Here is a 16,289-nt window from a genome sequence, read left to right as displayed (position 1 = left end):
AAAACGGGCCGCGTCACCACAGCCCGTTTTTCATTTTCCGAAGTTTTAATTTCGATCACGCAACCGCGCGCGCCAGGGCACAGCGCGACCAGAGCTGATGCAGCGAACCGACGAGATGTTCGAGATCGGCGTCGGAATGCAGTGGCGTCGGCGTGATGCGCAGCCGCTCGGTCTTTTTCGGCACCGTCGGATAGTTGATCGGCTGCACATAGATGGAACAGTTGTCGAGCAGCAGGTCTGAGATCCACTTGCACTTGGCGGCATCGCCGACCATCACCGGCACGATATGGCTGGGGTTCGGCATGTGCGGGATGCCGGCGGCATCGAGCATGTGGCGCAGGCGACGCACGCGCTCCTGATGAGCGAAGCGCTCGATCTGGCTGGTCTTCAGATGGCGGATAGAGGCAACCGCACCGGCAGCGAGCGCAGGCGGCAGGGCCGTCGTGAAGATGAAGCCCGAAGCAAAGGAGCGGACGAAATCGCAAAGCGCGGTCGAGGCGGCGATATAGCCGCCCATGACGCCGAAGGCCTTGCCAAGCGTGCCTTCGATGATCGTCAGGCGGTCCATCAGGCCTTCGCGCTCGGCAATACCGCCACCATGCGCGCCATACATACCGACCGCATGCACTTCATCGAGATAGGTCATCGCGCCATACTTGTCGGCGAGATCGCAGATTTCCTTGATCGGCGCGATATCGCCATCCATCGAATAGACGGACTCGAACGCGATCATTTTCGGCGCCTTGGGATCGGCAGCGGCAAGCTTGGCTTCCAGATCCTTGACGTCGTTGTGCTTCCAGATGACGCGCTCGGCCTTCGAGTGGCGGATGCCTTCGATCATCGAAGCGTGGTTGAGCGCGTCGGAGAAAATGATGAGACCCGGGATCTTGGCGCCGAGCGTGCCAAGCGCTGCCCAGTTCGACACATAACCCGAGGTGAAGATCAGCGCCGATTCCTTGCCGTGCAGGTCAGCGAGTTCGCGCTCAAGCAGGACGTGGTAGTGATTGGTGCCGGAGATATTGCGGGTGCCGCCGGCACCGGCGCCACAGTCGTCAATCGCCTGCTTCATGGCGTCGATAACGAGCTGGTTCTGGCCCATGCCGAGGTAATCGTTCGAACACCAGACGGTCACCTCCTGGGTGCCATTTTCGGTGTAGCGGGTCGCGCGCGGGAAGTTGCCGCGCTGGCGTTCCAGGTCTGCAAAGACGCGGTAGCGGCCTTCCTCGTGAAGCCCCGCCAGCTGATCCTTGAAAAACGCCTCGAAATCCATGCCTGTCACTCCAGTCTTTCAGCTTCTTTTGGGTCCGTCCGGCGCTTCGGTCAACCCTGCTTCTGTATATTCATTCTAAACTGCGACAAATGGCGCGAATTTCAGAACTTTCTCATGGAAATCCTAATGGATTACGGGGCGTGAAACTTGATCTGCGTCAAGCTTCTGCAAGAAAGGGCGACCGAAGCCGCCCTTTCTCATCATTCCCTGCGGATATAGGCCCCTCACGACGCCTGAACAGCCCGCCTGGTCATGACACGGATGAGGTTTGCCCGGTATTCGGCCGTGCAGTGCAGGTCCGACATCAGCTCCGACGAATCGATCTCGACACCGGCAACGGCTTCCGGCGACCAGTTGGCCGAAAGTGCCGCCTCAAGCCCTGAATGGCGAAAAACGCCATTCGATCCGGCACCTGTCACGGCGACACGCACGCCGCCAGGCCCCTTCGAGACGAAGACGCCGGTCATCGCATAGCGCGATGCCGGATTGGCGAACTTGGCATAACCGGCCTTGTCCGCTGCGTCGAAGCGGATAGCGGTGATGATCTCGTCCTCGGCGAGTGCCGTTTCGAAGAGACCGACGAAGAAGTCATCCGCCGCGATTTCACGGCTGTTCGTCACGACGGTTGCCCCCAGGCCGAGCACGGCGGAGGGATAGTCCGCCGCCGGATCGTCATTGGCAACGGATCCGCCGATCGTGCCCATGTGGCGCACATGCGGGTCGCCAATCATCGAGGCAAGATGACAAATCGCCGGGCAGACGGCCCGGATGGCGGCCGAAGAGGCCACCTCCGCGTGGGTGACGGCGGCGCCGATGGTGACGCGCCGTCCCTCGACCGAAATGCCCTTGAGCGCCTCGATATGCCGGAGATCGACGAGATCGGATGGCTGGGCAAGACGCTGCTTGAGTGCCGCGATCAGCGTCTGGCCACCGGCGATGAATTTGCCGTCTTCGGCACCGGCGAGCAGTTGTCCGGCGTCGTCAAGGGAAGAGGCACGATGATAGCTTGTCGAATAGAGCTGCATGATCCTCTCCTCCCTTATTCGGCGGCCTGACGCGTCGCATTGGCCCGGAGCGCACTCCAGACGGCAAGCGGCGTCGCCGGCATGTTGAGATTGTTGTTGCCGATCGCATCCGTGATCGCGTTGATCAGCGCCGGCGGCGAACCGATGGCGCCGGCCTCACCGCACCCCTTAATGCCGAGCGGATTGCCCGGGCAAGGCGTGTTCTGATGCGAGACGTTGAACGACGGCAGGTCATCGGCGCGCGGCATGGCATAGTCCATGTAGCTCGCGGTCAAAAGCTGGCCCGTCTGCGGATCGTAGTGAACGCCTTCGAGCAGCGCTTGGCCGATGCCCTGCGCGATACCCCCATGCACCTGACCTTCGACGATCATCGGATTGATGATATTGCCGAAATCATCGGCCGCGACGAATTGGACGATGTCGGTCTTGCCGGTTTCCGGGTCGACCTCGACTTCCGCGATATAGCAACCGGCCGGGAAGGTGAAGTTCGACGGATCGTAGAAGGCGCCTTCCTTCAGGCCCGGCTCCATGCCGGATGGCAGGTTGTGTGCGGTATAGGCCGCGAGCGCCACCTGGAACCATGGCACAGACTTGTCCGTGCCGGCGACCTTCAACTCGCCATTGTCGATTACGATGTCGCTTTCGTCGGCCTCCATCAGATGCGCGGCGATCTTCTTCGCCTTCGATTCGACCTTGTCGAGCGCCTTGACGATGGCGGACATGCCGACGGCACCGGAGCGGGACCCGTAGGTGCCCATGCCCATCTGCACCTTGTCGGTATCGCCGTGCACGATCGAGACATTGTCGATCGGCACACCGAGGCGCTCAGCAACGAGCTGGGCGAAGGTGGTTTCATGCCCCTGCCCATGGCTGTGCGAGCCGGTCAGCACCTCGACCGTTCCGACCGCATTGACCCTTACCTCGGCAGACTCCCACAAGCCTACGCCAGCACCGAGCGAACCGACCGCAGCCGACGGCGCGATGCCGCAGGCCTCGATATAGCAGCTCATGCCGATGCCGCGCAGCTTGCCACGATTGGCGGCCTCCGCTTTGCGGGCCGGGAAACCGTTCCAGTCGGCGGCAGACATCGCGGCTTCCAGCGAGGCGTCGTAATCGCCGGCGTCGTAGCACATGATCACGGGCGTCTGGTACGGGAAGGTTCGCACGAAGTTCTTGCGGCGCAGCTCAGCCGGCGAAACACCGAGTTCGCGCGCTGCCGTTTCGACGGTGCGCTCAAGCAGATAGGTTGCTTCCGGACGCCCGGCCCCGCGATAGGCATCGACTGGCACCGTGTTGGTATAGACCGTCCGGACATTCGCATGGATCGCGGGGATCGCATACTGACCCGACAGCAGCGTGGCGTAGAGATAGGTCGGCACCGAAGAGGAAAAGAGCGACATGTAGGCGCCGAGATTGGCGATCGTATCGACCTTGAGCCCGATGATCCTGTGGTCCTTGTCGAAGGCCATCTTGACCTTGGAGACATGGTCGCGGCCATGCGCATCGGTGAGGAAGGCCTCGGTCCGATCGGAGGTCCACTTGACCGGCACGCCGGTTTTCTTGGAAGCCCAGAGACAGACGACCTCTTCCGGATAGATGTAGATCTTCGAGCCGAAGCCGCCGCCGACATCGGGCGCGATGACGCGCAGCTTGTTTTCCGGTGCGACATTGTAGAAGGCGCTCATCACCAGACGCGCGACATGCGGGTTCTGCGAGGTCGTGTAGCAGGTATAGTGGTCTTCCGCCGTGTCGTAGATGCCGAGCGTCGCACGCGGCTCCATCGGGTTCGGCGACAAGCGGTTGTTGAAGATGTCGATCTCGGTGACATGAGCAGCACTGGCAATCGCGGCATCGGCAGCCGCGCTGTCACCGATCTCCCAATCGAAGATCAGGTTGCCGGGGGCTTCCGGATGAAGCTCGGGCGCGCCGGGTTTAAGAGCATCCACGGCACCGGTGACAACAGGCAGTTCCTCGTAGTCGACGACCACCGCTTCGGACGCATCGCGTGCCTCGCTGATGCTGGCGGCAATCACGATGGCCACCGCATCCCCGACATAGCGCACGGTCTCATGCGCCAGCGGACGCCAGGCGCCCATCTTCATCGGCGTGCCGTCCTTGGAATGGATCATCCAGCCGCAGATCAGATTGCCGATGCCATCGGCCAAAAGCTGCTTGCCGTCGAGAACGTCGATGACGCCAGGCATGGCCTTGGCAGCGGTGACATCGATCGACGTGATCTTCGCATGCGCATAGGGCGACCGGACGAAATAGGCATATTTCATGCCGGGGACGACCATGTCGTCGGTATACCGGCCCTTGCCGGTCAGAAAACGCTTGTCTTCCTTGCGCGCCACGCGCGCGCCGATTCCTTCAACACCCATTGTCTTCTCCTCCAGAGAAACAGGACTTCAGGCAGACGGACAGAGGCAATTGCAGTCGGCATCACAGAGGCCTTGGTCAGGTCTCGGTCGCGGCGACCGGAACTGCCGAAGTCCTTATTCGGCGGCCTGGCGGCCGGCGGTCATGGCTTCATTGGCCGAAAGCACGGCCTTGACGATGTTGTGGTAGCCCGTGCAGCGACAGATATTGCCTTCGAGCTCGTGGCGGACGGTGGCTTCGTCGAGCGCACCATTGTGGCGACAGATCATGTCAAGCGCCGTCATCACCATGCCCGGCGTGCAGAAGCCGCATTGCAGGCCGTGATGCTCCTTGAAGGCTGCCTGCACCGGATGCAGCTCGCCGCCGGAAGAGATACCTTCAATCGTCGTGATCGACGATCCCGCAGCCTGAACGGCCAGGATCGAACAGCTCTTGATCGACTTGCCGTCCATGTGAACGACGCAGGTCCCGCACTGGGTGGTATCGCAGCCCACATGCGTTCCCGTCAGACCAAGTTTCTCGCGAATGAAATGCACGAGCAGGGTGCGATCCTCGCACTCTCCGCTCACTGTCCGGCCATTCACCGTCAGTGTCACTTTAGCCATGTTGTTCCTCCTCGTGTCTCTCCCGGACACGGAAGCCATGGTGTGAGTTTTGTGTGACATGTGCAACCGTCCAGAACGTCACAATCGAAAAATTGTGTACCGCATCGCAGCATCAGACTGCCTGTAAATCCTGGGTTCATCTTCGATCACTGATGAATCGCGCACCCGCTCGGGATGTGAGGCACGACGATGGACATTCCTGTCATCAACGGTATTCTGAAGAAAGCCGGTCGCTATGCGCATTATGTCCTTGGGCGGGCTGGCTAATATCACAAGACGCCGGCACGACCGGGCGCGTGGATCTAGGAGAGAAATCAGATGAAAAAAGCTCTTGTGCTGATGCTTGTCGGCCTTTCGGTCGCTGGCTGCACGCAGACGGAAAAGGGCGCCGGCATCGGTGCTGCATCCGGTGCCATCATCGGCGGCGCCTTGACCGGCAACGTCCGTGGCGCAGCTGTCGGCGCGGCAATCGGCGGCGTCTCGGGCGCCATCATCGGCAACGTCTCGGAACAGCCGGGTCAGTGCTACTACCGCGACCGTTACGGCCGACGCTACATCGACGATTGCCCGCGCCGCTACTGACGGCATCGTGGGCGGGAAGCAACACTTCCCGCCCCATTTCAGGCAAAAATAAAAAAGCGGGTATCCCTTTCAACGCATTTGCGCCTAAATTGCACATGGCCTGAGGCATGGCCCTGGTGTCGCGATGGAGCGACATGCGAAGACTGAGTGGATTGACCTTGCGGACAGACAGTAAAGCGTTGCGTTACGCCCTTGCCGCGGCAGTGGTCTTCCCCATCGGTCTGGGACCTTTTCACGCTGCGCCCGCTTCAGCCTTTGAAATTTTCGGAATCAAGCTCTTCGGCGGCGACGATGAGGACAGGGATGTCATTGACCCCTTGGACTACACCATCACGCTTGAGACTGGTGCTGCCGACCGCGCATTGAAAAAGTCGCTGGAGAATACGTCGCTGCTGTTGGCGGATGAGGAAAAGCCTGTTTCTGGCGATCTTGGTCTCGTCATCAAGGCGAAGGACGATCGGGACCGCCTTATCGCCACCCTGTACGAACAGTCTCTCTATGGCGGCATCGTCAAGGTGTTCATCGACGGCCGCGACCTCGATTCATTGCCGCCCAATCCAACATTTGATCGATCCCGCCCGGTGCCTGTGACGATCACCGTTCAGCCAGGCGAGCCGTTCACCCTTGGCCAGATCACACTGCAAGATGATGCAGCGCGGCTCGATCCGGCGGAATTCGATCTCGTGCCCGGTGAAAATGCCGGCTCGCTGAAGATCCTGCGTGCCACGGAGGCAATGTCCGAACAGTTGAAGGCCGAAGGGCGGCCGCTGACCGAGGTCCGCGAAAGGCATGTCGTGGCCGACCACCGGACAAAGACCGTCAATGTTACCATCGGCGTCGAAGCCGGCCCCGTCGCGCCGCTTGGAAGCGTGACCGTGCGCGGCGCCCGCACCGTCGATTCCGCCTTCATCGCACGCTATTCGCGCCTTCGCCCCGGCGACACCTATTCTCCCGAGCAATTGCGCAAGGCGGCGGAGCGTTTGCGCATGCTCGGCACCTTTTCTTCCGTCACCATAAACGAGGCTGAGAGCCTGGCCGACGATGGCAGCCTGCCGATCGGCATCACCGTCTCGGAAGGCAAGCACCGCTATTTCGGCGTGGGTGCCAGCTACTCATCGCTGGATGGTGCTGGCTTTGAAGGCTATTGGGGCCACCGCAATCTGTTCGGCCAGGCGGAATCCCTGCGTATCGAAGGCGCAATCCGCGGTCTGGGCGAGGCAAAGAGCATCGATGATCTCTCGGCGCTCGACTACAATGCCGGCATCACCTTCATCAAGCCGGGCGCCTTCTTTCCCTCGGCGACGCTGGAGGCGAGCATCAAGGGCAGCAGCGTCACCACCGATTTCTACGATGCGGCAACCATTACCGGAAAGATTGGGCTCTCCTACGAGATCACTGATCAGGACAAGGTGAATGCCGGCGTTTCAATCGCCTATGACAGCATCGATGACGCCTTCGCCGACGGCAATACCTATCTCACCTTCGGTGTCCCCATCGGTTATGCACGCGATACCCGCGACAACCGGCTGAACCCGACCGAAGGTCACTATGGCACGGTGACCATCACGCCAAGCTACGAGTTCTTTGACCAGACGGTCTTCACCTCGGTCGAAGGATCGATTTCGGGATATTTGGGCTTCGGCGAAGAGGACCGTTTCGTACTCGCCGGCCGTCTTTCCGCAGGAAGCCTGATCGGCGGCGGCGATCTCTCGGCCATTCCGGCGACCCGCCGCTTCTTTGTCGGCGGCGGCGGCTCGGTGCGCGGTTATTCCTTCCAGGAAATCACACCCTATACGGATGCAGGCGACGGCACGGGCGGGCGGTCTTTTGCGACCGTCAACCTTGAAGCACGGGTATCCGTCACGGAGACGATCGGCATCGTGCCTTTCCTCGACATCGGCACGGCCTCGGACGAGACAATTCCCGACTTTTCCGATCTGCGGATGGGCGCAGGGGTGGGGCTGCGCTACATGACACCTTTCGGGCCGCTTCGGCTCGATGTTGCCATGCCCTTGCAACGCTATGACGGCGGCAGCCGCTTCGGCATCTATGCCGGAATCGGTCAGAGCTTCTGACCGCGACAGACGAGAACGGTTCGACGCATGATTTGGATGAAGCGCATATTGGTCTGGACGTTCCGCCTGCTTGGCGGATTGATTGCCGCGGCCGTCGCGCTCGTGATCCTGGTCTTGTTGGTGGGTGGTTTTTCCCGCTCCGGAAGTCAGTTCGTCGCCGACCGCATCGCATCGCTGGTTTCGACAGAGGAACGCCAGATTACAATCTCGGCCCCCTCTCCACTGCTTTCCAGCCCCTTCACCATAGACACTGTGACGGTTGCAGACACGCGCGGCACCTATGCCACCATCAAGGGGCTGTCGCTGGCGTGGTCACCGCTTGAACTGCTTCAGGGGCGTTTTAGCGCCGATCGCATTCAGGCAGACGAAATTGTCGTGTTGCGGTCTCCGGATAAGCCCGCCGAAGAATCATCCTCGCAGGACGAGCCATTCTCCCTGCCCGTCGAGATTGACGTGCGCAACGTCGATCTGCCGATGGTCAGCCTTGGGGCGGCCCTTGCCGGGCAGGAGATCGGACTGTCGGCGCAGGGGTCGCTGCGCATTGCCGATAACACGATTGCGAGCCGGCTTACGGCAACGCGGCTGAACGATGTCGGCAACAATGCCATTGCCGATATTCTCTACGCACCCAACGACAACCGCCTGCGCATCCGCATGGATTATCAGGAACCGAGCCGCGGCTTTCTGGGCAACCTGATCGACATCCCGGGTCGGCCGCCGCTTGCCTTGCGCATGGATGGCGATGGCCCGCTCAACGATTGGGCAGGCCGCTTGGTTGCCTCACTTGCCGGTGTGGAAACCGTTTCGGTCGACACCACGCACACACTTTCCACCGAGGGTATACGCAGCATCACCGCCAAGGGCGGCGGCATGTTTGCCGATCTGTTGCCGCCAACCCTCCGCGACGCCTTTTCCGGGGAAACGGCAATCGACGTTGCCGCAAGGCTGACTGAGACGGGTGCTGTGACGATCGATAGCGGGCGCCTGACAAGCGGTGCCGTAACGATCACCGCCCAGGGGACTTACGACCCGAACGGAGAAAACGACCTGAAGGTCAGTGCTGCGGCAAACGGCGATGCGGTCGACCTGCCCATCGGAACCGAGGCTAGCGCGGGAACCGCAAGCATTCGCGCAGCCGAGCTCAGCGTGTCCGGCAGCGCGGCAGCGGCCAATCTAGCCGTTGACGCGGACCTTGCGGAACTCCGATTGCCGCAGGGCCGGTTCGGTGATGTGGCTCTTAGCGCCAAGAGCGCTTCTTTTGACCTTCTGAACCGCCAGGGCCCCGCTACGGCCGAACTGACCATCCAGCGCGCCGAGATACTGGACCCGCAGCTTTCCCCCTATGTGAAAGCGCCGATGGCCGCCGTGGCAGATCTGGTGATTGCCGAGACGATCGACATCAAAAGCCTGACGCTGGCTTCGCGCGGGTTGGACGCCGCAATCGATGGCACGTTCGATCCGGCCACGCTTGCCTTTTCCGGCACGGTCGCGGCAAGCGCTGAAAGCGCTCTCCTGCCGCCCGGTCTGCGTGAAAAGCTCAGCGGGCCGGTCTCTGCCTCGGCACGGATCGACTTTACTGCCCCGCAGGCCGTGAGCATCCGTGAACTTGCGCTCCAGTCCAGCCTTGGCACGGCGCAAGGGGCGCTCGCAATCGATCCTCAGGGCGCCATATCGGCCAACCTGACGGGCAGACTGAACGATGTGGGAAGCTTCATCGACAACGCCGAAGGAGCGGCAGCCTTCGACCTTTCGGGTTCCGGCCCACCGGAGGCGCTGCAAGTCGATGTCACCGCCGTCATCGAACAGGGAACGGCCGCTGGCTATCCGGTCGAGGACCTTTCTCTGAAGTTCTCTGGCCTTGCCAATCCCGAAGCTCCCAGCGGGCTGCTGGCAATAACAGGGCAGCTCGATGGCAAACCGGTAAATGCCGATGCGCGATTGGCAAGTGCCAATGGGCAAACGACCATCGATGGGCTGTCACTCGAAATCGGACCCAATCGGCTGACCGGCGCGCTTGCGCTTGACGACGGCTTCAAGCCCGAGGGTAAACTCGATTTCAACTTCCCGGATTTGAGCCTCCTGACTGCCTTGGCCGGACAGAACATCTCGGGCGATCTGACGGGCAGCATTGCGCTCGACAACGCCGGCGGCACGATCAGTGGCACTGTCGAGGCCAGGGGCGCGTCCCTCAAGCGGGACGACCTGACGATCGAAAACCCCGTCGTTGACCTGAAAATCAACGACCTTTCAGCCCTTTCGGCCGAAGGCGCAATCCGGGCAGACACGGCAATCCAAGGCACCAACCGGCTGGAAAATGCCGCGCTGACCCTGCAGAGCCTTGCCGGCAAAACGCAATTCGATCTGAATGCACTGTTCGAAGGTGCGCCAGCGCAATTGCAGGGACAGTTGACCCGAGGGACCGATGGGCTCTCCATCTCGCTCAACCAGTTGAGGCTCCAGCCACGCGGCATTCCGCTTGCGCTGAGCCAGCCGACGGACCTTAATCTGCTCGAGGGCGGGGTCACACTGAACCAGACGGTGATCCGGGCCGGCAATGGCCGCATCACGATCAACGGACGGGCCGGTGCCGATCTGGATCTGACGGTGGACATCACCGACCTGCCGGCATCGCTTGCCGCACAATTTGCGCCATCGGCGGCCCCGGAGGGCACGGTCAACGGACGGATCACGGTACGTGGCACGCCGTCGGCCCCGATTGCTGACTATCGGCTGGCGCTTGGCGCTGTTTCGGTGGCGCAAACACGGGCGGCCGGTCTGCCCGCCCTCGATATCAGCGCCAATGGCGACTTCCGCGACAACAGGCTTGGCCTGACAAGCCAGATCGCCGGCGGCGGGATCAACCTCGGCATCAACGGCGCGGTAACGCTTGCGACAGGTGCAGCACTGGACCTTCGCGTCAACGGCACCGTACCGCTCTCGGCCCTCAACGGGCAGCTGTCAAACCAGGGCTTCGTGGCCGATGGCACAGCGGCAGTCGATCTGACGATCCGCGGCAATGCCGCACAGCCCGAGATTTCCGGAACGGTCTCGACCAGTGGATCGCGCATCGTTGATGTGAGGCGCAATCTCGCTGTCGAAAACCTGACCACCAGCATCAACCTGACCGGCAGTCGCGCCGAGATTGGCGCCCTCACCGGCAGCTTTGCGACCGGCGGAACCCTCAATGCCTCCGGCTATATCGACATCCGGGGCACTGGCCTGCCAGCCGAACTCACGATCGCGCTCGACAAGGCCGTCTATGTCGATGGCGACACGGTGACCAGCACTGCCGACGCCCGGCTGACCCTGTCCGGCCCCCTGCTCGCCGGCCCGACGCTGGCCGGCACCGTCAATCTGGACCGCACCTCCATCACGCTGAGCGAAAGACGTCCGGCAAGTCTTGCAGAGCTGGATATCGTCCACAAAAACGCGCCGCCCCAGATCCTGAGGCAACAGCGAGACGACCGGCCGGCAGAAGGGCGAAGCTCCAGCAGCCCCTTGCGTCTGGACCTGACCTTGTCCGCCCCTTCGCAAACCTTCATTCGCGGTCGTGGCATTGATGCGGAAGTCGGCGGCACCATCCAGCTCACGGGAACGGCGGCAGCACCGTCCGTGACCGGTGCCTTTGAACTTCGTCGCGGCCGCATGCAGATCCTGACCCGCCGACTGGACGTGACGCGTGCGACCATCACCTTTGGCGGCGATCTGGTACCGATCCTTGATCTTGAAGCGCAGACGCTTTCCGGCAATGCGACGCTGACGATCAACCTCACCGGACTTGCCAGCGACCCGCAGGTTGCCTTCTCTTCGTCGCCAAGCCTGCCGCAGGACGAGATTCTGGCGCAGATCCTCTTTGGCCAATCCATGTCGCGCCTGTCTGCCCTCCAGATCGCGCAGTTGGCGGATGCGGCAGCCCAGCTGGCGGGCGGGCGGGGCACCTCGCTCTTTCAGGCGCTGCGCACGACGCTCGGGATCGACGATCTCGACATATCGACGGACGAGACAGGCCAAACGACAATCAGCGCCGGCAAATATCTGAACGACCGAACCTATTTCGAGCTGCAGCAGACGGGGAGCGGCGATGCCAAGGCCGTGATCAACCTCGATGTCGGACGGGGCGTGAAGCTCAAGGGCGAGGCCGGCGGCAGCGGTGCCGGCGGCGGCATCTTCTACGAGAAGGAATACTGAGGATCAGCCGATTTTGCTGGTTTTCAGGAGAATGCTGGATTCCGTCAGATTGATGCCCTCGATCAGGCGGATGCGTCGCAAGGTTTCGTCGAAGCCGGCGAGATCCTTGTCCTCGAGCTCGGCAATAAAGTCCCAGCGCCCATTGGTGGAATGCAGTGCCCTGACCTGCGGCAGCCCACGCAGCTGATGCGCCACGCGATCGGCAAACTTGCCGACCACCTCGATCATCACGATGGCCCGCACGCCCGCCGACTGGATCTCCTTGCCGGTCAGGATCGTAAACGCTGCGATGGTGCCATTGGCGACGAGCCTGTCGATGCGCGCCGAGACCGTTGCGCGCGACGCTCCCGTCATCGCCGCGAGCGAGGCGACCGGCAGGCGCGCGTTTTGGCGCAGGGCGCCGAGAATGTCGCGATCAAGATCATCCATTGAGCAAAACGTCATAGTGGTGTTGCGATATGCGAAGACTATCGCGCTTTATGACGATCTTCCACCTTTTTGACAGCATGAGCTGCGGCGAGAATGGCGACACGATCCGATATGGAGTGCGAGAATGAGCAAAACCTCTGACATCACCCTGATTGGCGTGCCTTTGGAGGAAGGATCCGGTCGGGGCGGATGTGCCATGGGTCCTGCAGCGCTCCGGATCGCCGGGATCAGCCAGGCGATGATTGACCTCGGTTATATCGTTGAGGATAGAGGCGATCTCAGGCCCGCTCCTGCAACAGACCTGGAGGAACTGCCGAAGGCCAAGAAGCTGCCTGTTGTCGCAGCCTTCACGCGCGCCATCGAACAGGAAACTTACTCAGCCGTCGCGCGCGGCTCGGTTCCCGTTCTGCTTGGTGGTGATCACAGCCTCTCTATGGGCAGCGTCTCCGGCATGGCGCGTCATGCGCAAGAAGTCGGTCGCCCGCTCTTCGTTCTATGGCTTGATGCGCATTCGGACTTCAATGCTCCGGAGACCTCACCTTCCGGCAACATCCATGGGATGCCGGTTGCCTTCTTCTGCGGCAGAGCCGAATTTGCCCCGATCCTTCCCTCGAACCGGCCGCTGGTTGATCCGCGCCACGTCTACCAGGTCGGCATCCGCTCCGTTGATGACGAAGAGCGCCGCGCCATCCGCGAGAACGCGGTCAATGTCTTCGACATGCGAGCAATCGATGAAGAGGGCATCGGCGCGATTCTCAGGCGGGTTCTCAATGATGTGCGCCAGGCGAACGCGCTTCTGCATGTCAGCCTCGACGTCGACTTCCTCGACCCGGATGTGGCGCCAGGTGTCGGCACCACTGTGCCAGGAGGCGCAACCTTTCGGGAAGCGCATCTGATCATGGAACTGCTGCACGATTCCGGTCTCGTCTCCTCGCTCGACTTGGTGGAGCTCAACCCATTCCTCGACGATCGTGGACGCAGCGCCCGCATCATGGTCGATCTCGCTGCAAGCCTGTTTGGCAAGCACATTCTCGACCGACCGACGCGTGCAGCGTAACACCCTCAGAAGGCCAGCCTTCAAGGCGCGGTGAGGGAGAGCTTGACAGTCAGGCCGTGACACCACATCTAGGGGTCACGGCAGAGGCGCCGGCCGCCCGCGGGGAAACCCTTGGTGAAGTCCTTGAACATTTGAAATCGCCCTTCCTGCGCATGCATGAATGGGGCAATGCGGGCACCTTGATCATCCTTTCGCATGCCGAACAGGACATGAGGCACGCCATGACCATGGCAAATATTTCGATTGACGACCTGAAAGCCCAGGCAAAGCGCCTGCGCACCACGATGGCGGCTGATGGCATGACCGTCAGCCACAGCAAGGCACTGGAGCTAGTGGCGAAGAGCCACGGCGCCCGCGACTGGAACACGGTTGCGGCGCAGGCATCACGCGACGATAACCGGCATGTACCACCGACAACGGTGGGCGCGATTGTCGAAGGCACCTATCTGGGGCAACGCTTTCGCGGGCGGGTTCTCTCGCTGACCGGGCTGTCGGATGGCGCCCACTGGCAGATCAGCCTGCACTTTGATGAGCCGGTGGATGTTGTCACCTTCGACAGCTTCTCCGCCTTTCGGCAGAGAGTGAACGGCACGATCGACGCCAAAGGCGTCTCTCCCCGCCGAACCTCGGATGGGAAACCGCATCTCGCACTGAATCTTTAGCACGCGGATTGGGCCGGGGCGGCAACGCCCGGGCCCTTCGGTTCGGTAGCCGCTATTCGCGCATTTGCGACAAACAGTCGGCTTCTTTACCTAAAATTGAACAGTTTGGGATCATTGCCGGATCACCCCGAGCTGATGGCTATGAAGGCTCCATTAAGTTTAACCAAATACAATTTGTATCACGACAAATCGGCAGCGACCTTGCGCCGCCGCTCGACATATTAGGACAAGAGCAGTGCGACTGAACTTTCTTTCCGGTTTCGATTCAAACGCAATTCTCGATGCACTGAGCCGGTCTCAGGCGATCATCGAATTTACACCTGATGGCATCATTCAGAACGCGAATGAAAACTTCTGTCGCGCAGTCGGCTACAGCCTCGCGGAAATCCGCGGCAAACATCACCGGATCTTCTGCGATCCGGCCTATGCTGCAAGCGCCGACTATCGTGAATTCTGGTCCAATCTCAATCGCGGCCAGTTCGACAGCCGGGAATACCGACGCCTGCGCAAGGACGGCTCCGAGATCTGGATCCAGGCCTCGTACAACCCGGTCTATCGCGGCAGCAAACTGACCAAGATCGTCAAGATCGCCGCTGATATCACCGAGGCAAAGCGCAAGGCGACCGAAGATGCCGGCAAGCTCGCCGCCATCGGTCGCGTCCAGGCGGTCATCGAATTTACGCCGCAGGGCAAGATCCTGAACGCCAATGAGAATTTTCTCGCAGCGGTCGGCTATGACCTCACCGAGATTGTCGGCAGGCATCATTCGATCTTCTGCGAACCGGCCTATGCACAGAGCGCCGCTTATCAGGGATTCTGGCAGACACTCGCCGAAGGGCAGTTCGTGACGGACGAGTTCAAGCGCATCGGCAAGGGCGGCAAGGAGATCTGGATCCAAGCCTCCTACAATCCGATCGTTGATCACAATGGCAAGGTGCTGAAGGTCATCAAGTTTGCCACCGACATCACCGATCGCATCCATGCCGTCGATGCGATTGCAGATGGACTGGAGGCCTTGGCAGACGGCGATCTGACCTGTGAAATCGGCGCTGCCTTCACGCCTGCCTTCGAGCGCATGCGCAAGGACTTCAACGGCACGCTCTGCCGCCTGCGACAGACGATCGCTTCGGTGAGCAACAATACGGAGAATATTGCCGGTGGCGCAGGCGAGATCATGGCGTCCTGCTCGGATCTGGCAAAACGTACGGAGGTCCAGGCAGCCTCGGTAGAGGAAACGGCAGCCGCTCTCCAGCAGATAACCCGCACCGTGACCGACAGTTCGCGCCGTGCATCCGAGGCGGGTGAACTCGTCGCCCGGACCAAGGCCGGCGCCGAGAAATCCGGCGAAGTGGTGCGCAGCGCCATTGATGCGATGGACCAGATCGAAAATTCCTCCCGGGAAATTTCCAATATCATTGGCGTGATCGACGACATCGCGTTTCAAACCAATCTTCTGGCACTCAATGCCGGCGTCGAGGCTGCTCGCGCGGGTGAAGCAGGCAAGGGTTTCGCGGTTGTGGCCCAGGAAGTGCGGGAACTGGCCCAGCGCTCCGCCAATGCTGCCAAGGAAATCAAGACACTGATCAACGCCTCTTCGGATCATGTGCGCAATGGCGTGCAACTCGTCGGCGAAACCGGACGGGCACTTGAGCAGATCGTCTCGGAAGTTCAGGAGATCAACGGCAACGTCATTGCAATTGTTGGATCTGCCCAAGAACAGGCAACCGCCCTTTCGGCTATCGGCGCGTCCGTGACCGGCATGGATGCCAATACCCAGCAGAACGCCATCATGGTGGAGCAGAGCACGGCGGCGAGCGAAAACCTTGCAAGTCAGGCATCCGCCCTGCGCAATCTCGTTGGGCAGTTTAGAATTGAGAAACGAACTTTCGATAAGCTTGCACCAGCACGTCGAGTGACGCCTGTCGCAACCGAGCCGGAGCGAAAACTTGTGGCGGGTGGTGCGCGCGGCTGAAACGCACACCGGACGCTTTGACTTTAAAAGATTGGGAAGACGAAT

General features: G+C 61.2%; 11 protein-coding genes. 6 read left to right on the top strand and 5 right to left on the bottom strand.

Annotated features, from left to right (window positions below; genetic code table 11):
* Nucleotides 1-55: 55 nt before the first annotated feature.
* The 4 genes from hemA to FAA97_RS14235 form a co-directional block, all read right to left on the bottom strand.
* On the bottom strand, nt 56-1,270 hold the full coding sequence (gene hemA / locus FAA97_RS14250; protein WP_136599206.1) for a 5-aminolevulinate synthase: 1,215 nt from the start codon (nt 1,268-1,270) through the stop codon (nt 56-58).
* A 224-nt stretch (nt 1,271-1,494) separates the two neighbouring features.
* A complete protein-coding gene (locus FAA97_RS14245) occupies nt 1,495-2,295 on the bottom strand; it encodes an FAD binding domain-containing protein (RefSeq protein WP_136599205.1) in 801 nt (266 codons plus the stop codon).
* 14 nt (nt 2,296-2,309) lie between these two features.
* The gene (locus tag FAA97_RS14240) at nt 2,310-4,676 is read right to left on the bottom strand and encodes a xanthine dehydrogenase family protein molybdopterin-binding subunit (protein ID WP_136599204.1); all 2,367 of its coding nucleotides are present in this window, start codon (nt 4,674-4,676) and stop codon (nt 2,310-2,312) included.
* 114 nt (nt 4,677-4,790) lie between these two features.
* Complete coding sequence (locus FAA97_RS14235; protein ID WP_136599203.1) at nt 4,791-5,279, bottom strand: (2Fe-2S)-binding protein; 489 nt, start codon at nt 5,277-5,279, stop codon at nt 4,791-4,793.
* 318 nt (nt 5,280-5,597) lie between these two features.
* Between FAA97_RS14235 and FAA97_RS14230 the strand changes: the two genes are divergently transcribed.
* The 3 genes from FAA97_RS14230 to FAA97_RS14220 all read left to right on the top strand — a co-directional run bounded on the left by FAA97_RS14230 (nt 5,598) and on the right by FAA97_RS14220 (nt 12,124).
* Nucleotides 5,598-5,861, top strand: coding sequence for a YMGG-like glycine zipper-containing protein (locus tag FAA97_RS14230; RefSeq protein WP_136599202.1), 264 nt, complete (start codon nt 5,598-5,600; stop codon nt 5,859-5,861).
* A 134-nt stretch (nt 5,862-5,995) separates the two neighbouring features.
* Nucleotides 5,996-7,936, top strand: coding sequence for an autotransporter assembly complex protein TamA (locus FAA97_RS14225; protein WP_136599201.1), 1,941 nt, complete (start codon nt 5,996-5,998; stop codon nt 7,934-7,936).
* 27 nt (nt 7,937-7,963) lie between these two features.
* The gene (locus FAA97_RS14220) at nt 7,964-12,124 is read left to right on the top strand and encodes a translocation/assembly module TamB domain-containing protein (protein WP_136599200.1); all 4,161 of its coding nucleotides are present in this window, start codon (nt 7,964-7,966) and stop codon (nt 12,122-12,124) included.
* A 3-nt stretch (nt 12,125-12,127) separates the two neighbouring features.
* Here FAA97_RS14220 and FAA97_RS14215 read toward each other — a convergent pair whose 3' ends face one another.
* Nucleotides 12,128-12,553 carry an Lrp/AsnC family transcriptional regulator gene (locus FAA97_RS14215; RefSeq protein WP_136599199.1) on the bottom strand — a complete coding sequence of 142 codons (426 nt, stop codon included), beginning with the start codon at nt 12,551-12,553 and terminating at the stop codon, nt 12,128-12,130.
* A gap of 124 nt (nt 12,554-12,677) precedes the next feature.
* On the opposite strand from FAA97_RS14215, the gene rocF reads away from it, so the two are divergent.
* The 3 genes from rocF (at nt 12,678) to FAA97_RS14200 (ending at nt 16,244) form a co-directional block, all read left to right on the top strand.
* Entirely contained in the window at nt 12,678-13,610 is a 933-nt protein-coding gene (rocF, locus tag FAA97_RS14210) for an arginase (protein WP_136599198.1), read from the top strand.
* Nucleotides 13,611-13,831: 221 nt separating this feature from the next.
* Nucleotides 13,832-14,272 (top strand): glyoxalase superfamily protein, encoded by a 441-nt coding sequence (locus FAA97_RS14205; RefSeq protein ID WP_136599322.1) that lies wholly within the window; start codon nt 13,832-13,834, stop codon nt 14,270-14,272.
* 235 nt (nt 14,273-14,507) lie between these two features.
* Complete coding sequence (locus FAA97_RS14200; protein ID WP_136599197.1) at nt 14,508-16,244, top strand: methyl-accepting chemotaxis protein; 1,737 nt, start codon at nt 14,508-14,510, stop codon at nt 16,242-16,244.
* Nucleotides 16,245-16,289 lie beyond the last annotated feature (45 nt).

The sequence above is a fragment of the Peteryoungia ipomoeae genome (assembly GCF_004912165.1).
Lineage (GTDB): Bacteria > Pseudomonadota > Alphaproteobacteria > Rhizobiales > Rhizobiaceae > Allorhizobium > Allorhizobium ipomoeae.
Note: the sequence above shows the minus strand (reverse complement) of the source record. Positions and strands in the feature narration are given on the sequence as shown.

What these genes read in the sequence shown, in the direction of transcription:
- hemA (WP_136599206.1), bottom strand. Translation starts at nt 1,270, where the DNA reads ATGGATTTCGAGGCGTTTTTCAAGGATCAGCTGGCGGGGCTTCACGAG.
- FAA97_RS14245 (WP_136599205.1), bottom strand. Translation starts at nt 2,295, where the DNA reads ATGCAGCTCTATTCGACAAGCTATCATCGTGCCTCTTCCCTTGACGAC.
- FAA97_RS14240 (WP_136599204.1), bottom strand. Translation starts at nt 4,676, where the DNA reads ATGGGTGTTGAAGGAATCGGCGCGCGCGTGGCGCGCAAGGAAGACAAG.
- FAA97_RS14235 (WP_136599203.1), bottom strand. Translation starts at nt 5,279, where the DNA reads ATGGCTAAAGTGACACTGACGGTGAATGGCCGGACAGTGAGCGGAGAG.
- FAA97_RS14230 (WP_136599202.1), top strand. Translation starts at nt 5,598, where the DNA reads ATGAAAAAAGCTCTTGTGCTGATGCTTGTCGGCCTTTCGGTCGCTGGC.
- FAA97_RS14225 (WP_136599201.1), top strand. Translation starts at nt 5,996, where the DNA reads ATGCGAAGACTGAGTGGATTGACCTTGCGGACAGACAGTAAAGCGTTG.
- FAA97_RS14220 (WP_136599200.1), top strand. Translation starts at nt 7,964, where the DNA reads ATGATTTGGATGAAGCGCATATTGGTCTGGACGTTCCGCCTGCTTGGC.
- FAA97_RS14215 (WP_136599199.1), bottom strand. Translation starts at nt 12,553, where the DNA reads ATGGATGATCTTGATCGCGACATTCTCGGCGCCCTGCGCCAAAACGCG.
- rocF (WP_136599198.1), top strand. Translation starts at nt 12,678, where the DNA reads ATGAGCAAAACCTCTGACATCACCCTGATTGGCGTGCCTTTGGAGGAA.
- FAA97_RS14205 (WP_136599322.1), top strand. Translation starts at nt 13,832, where the DNA reads ATGACCATGGCAAATATTTCGATTGACGACCTGAAAGCCCAGGCAAAG.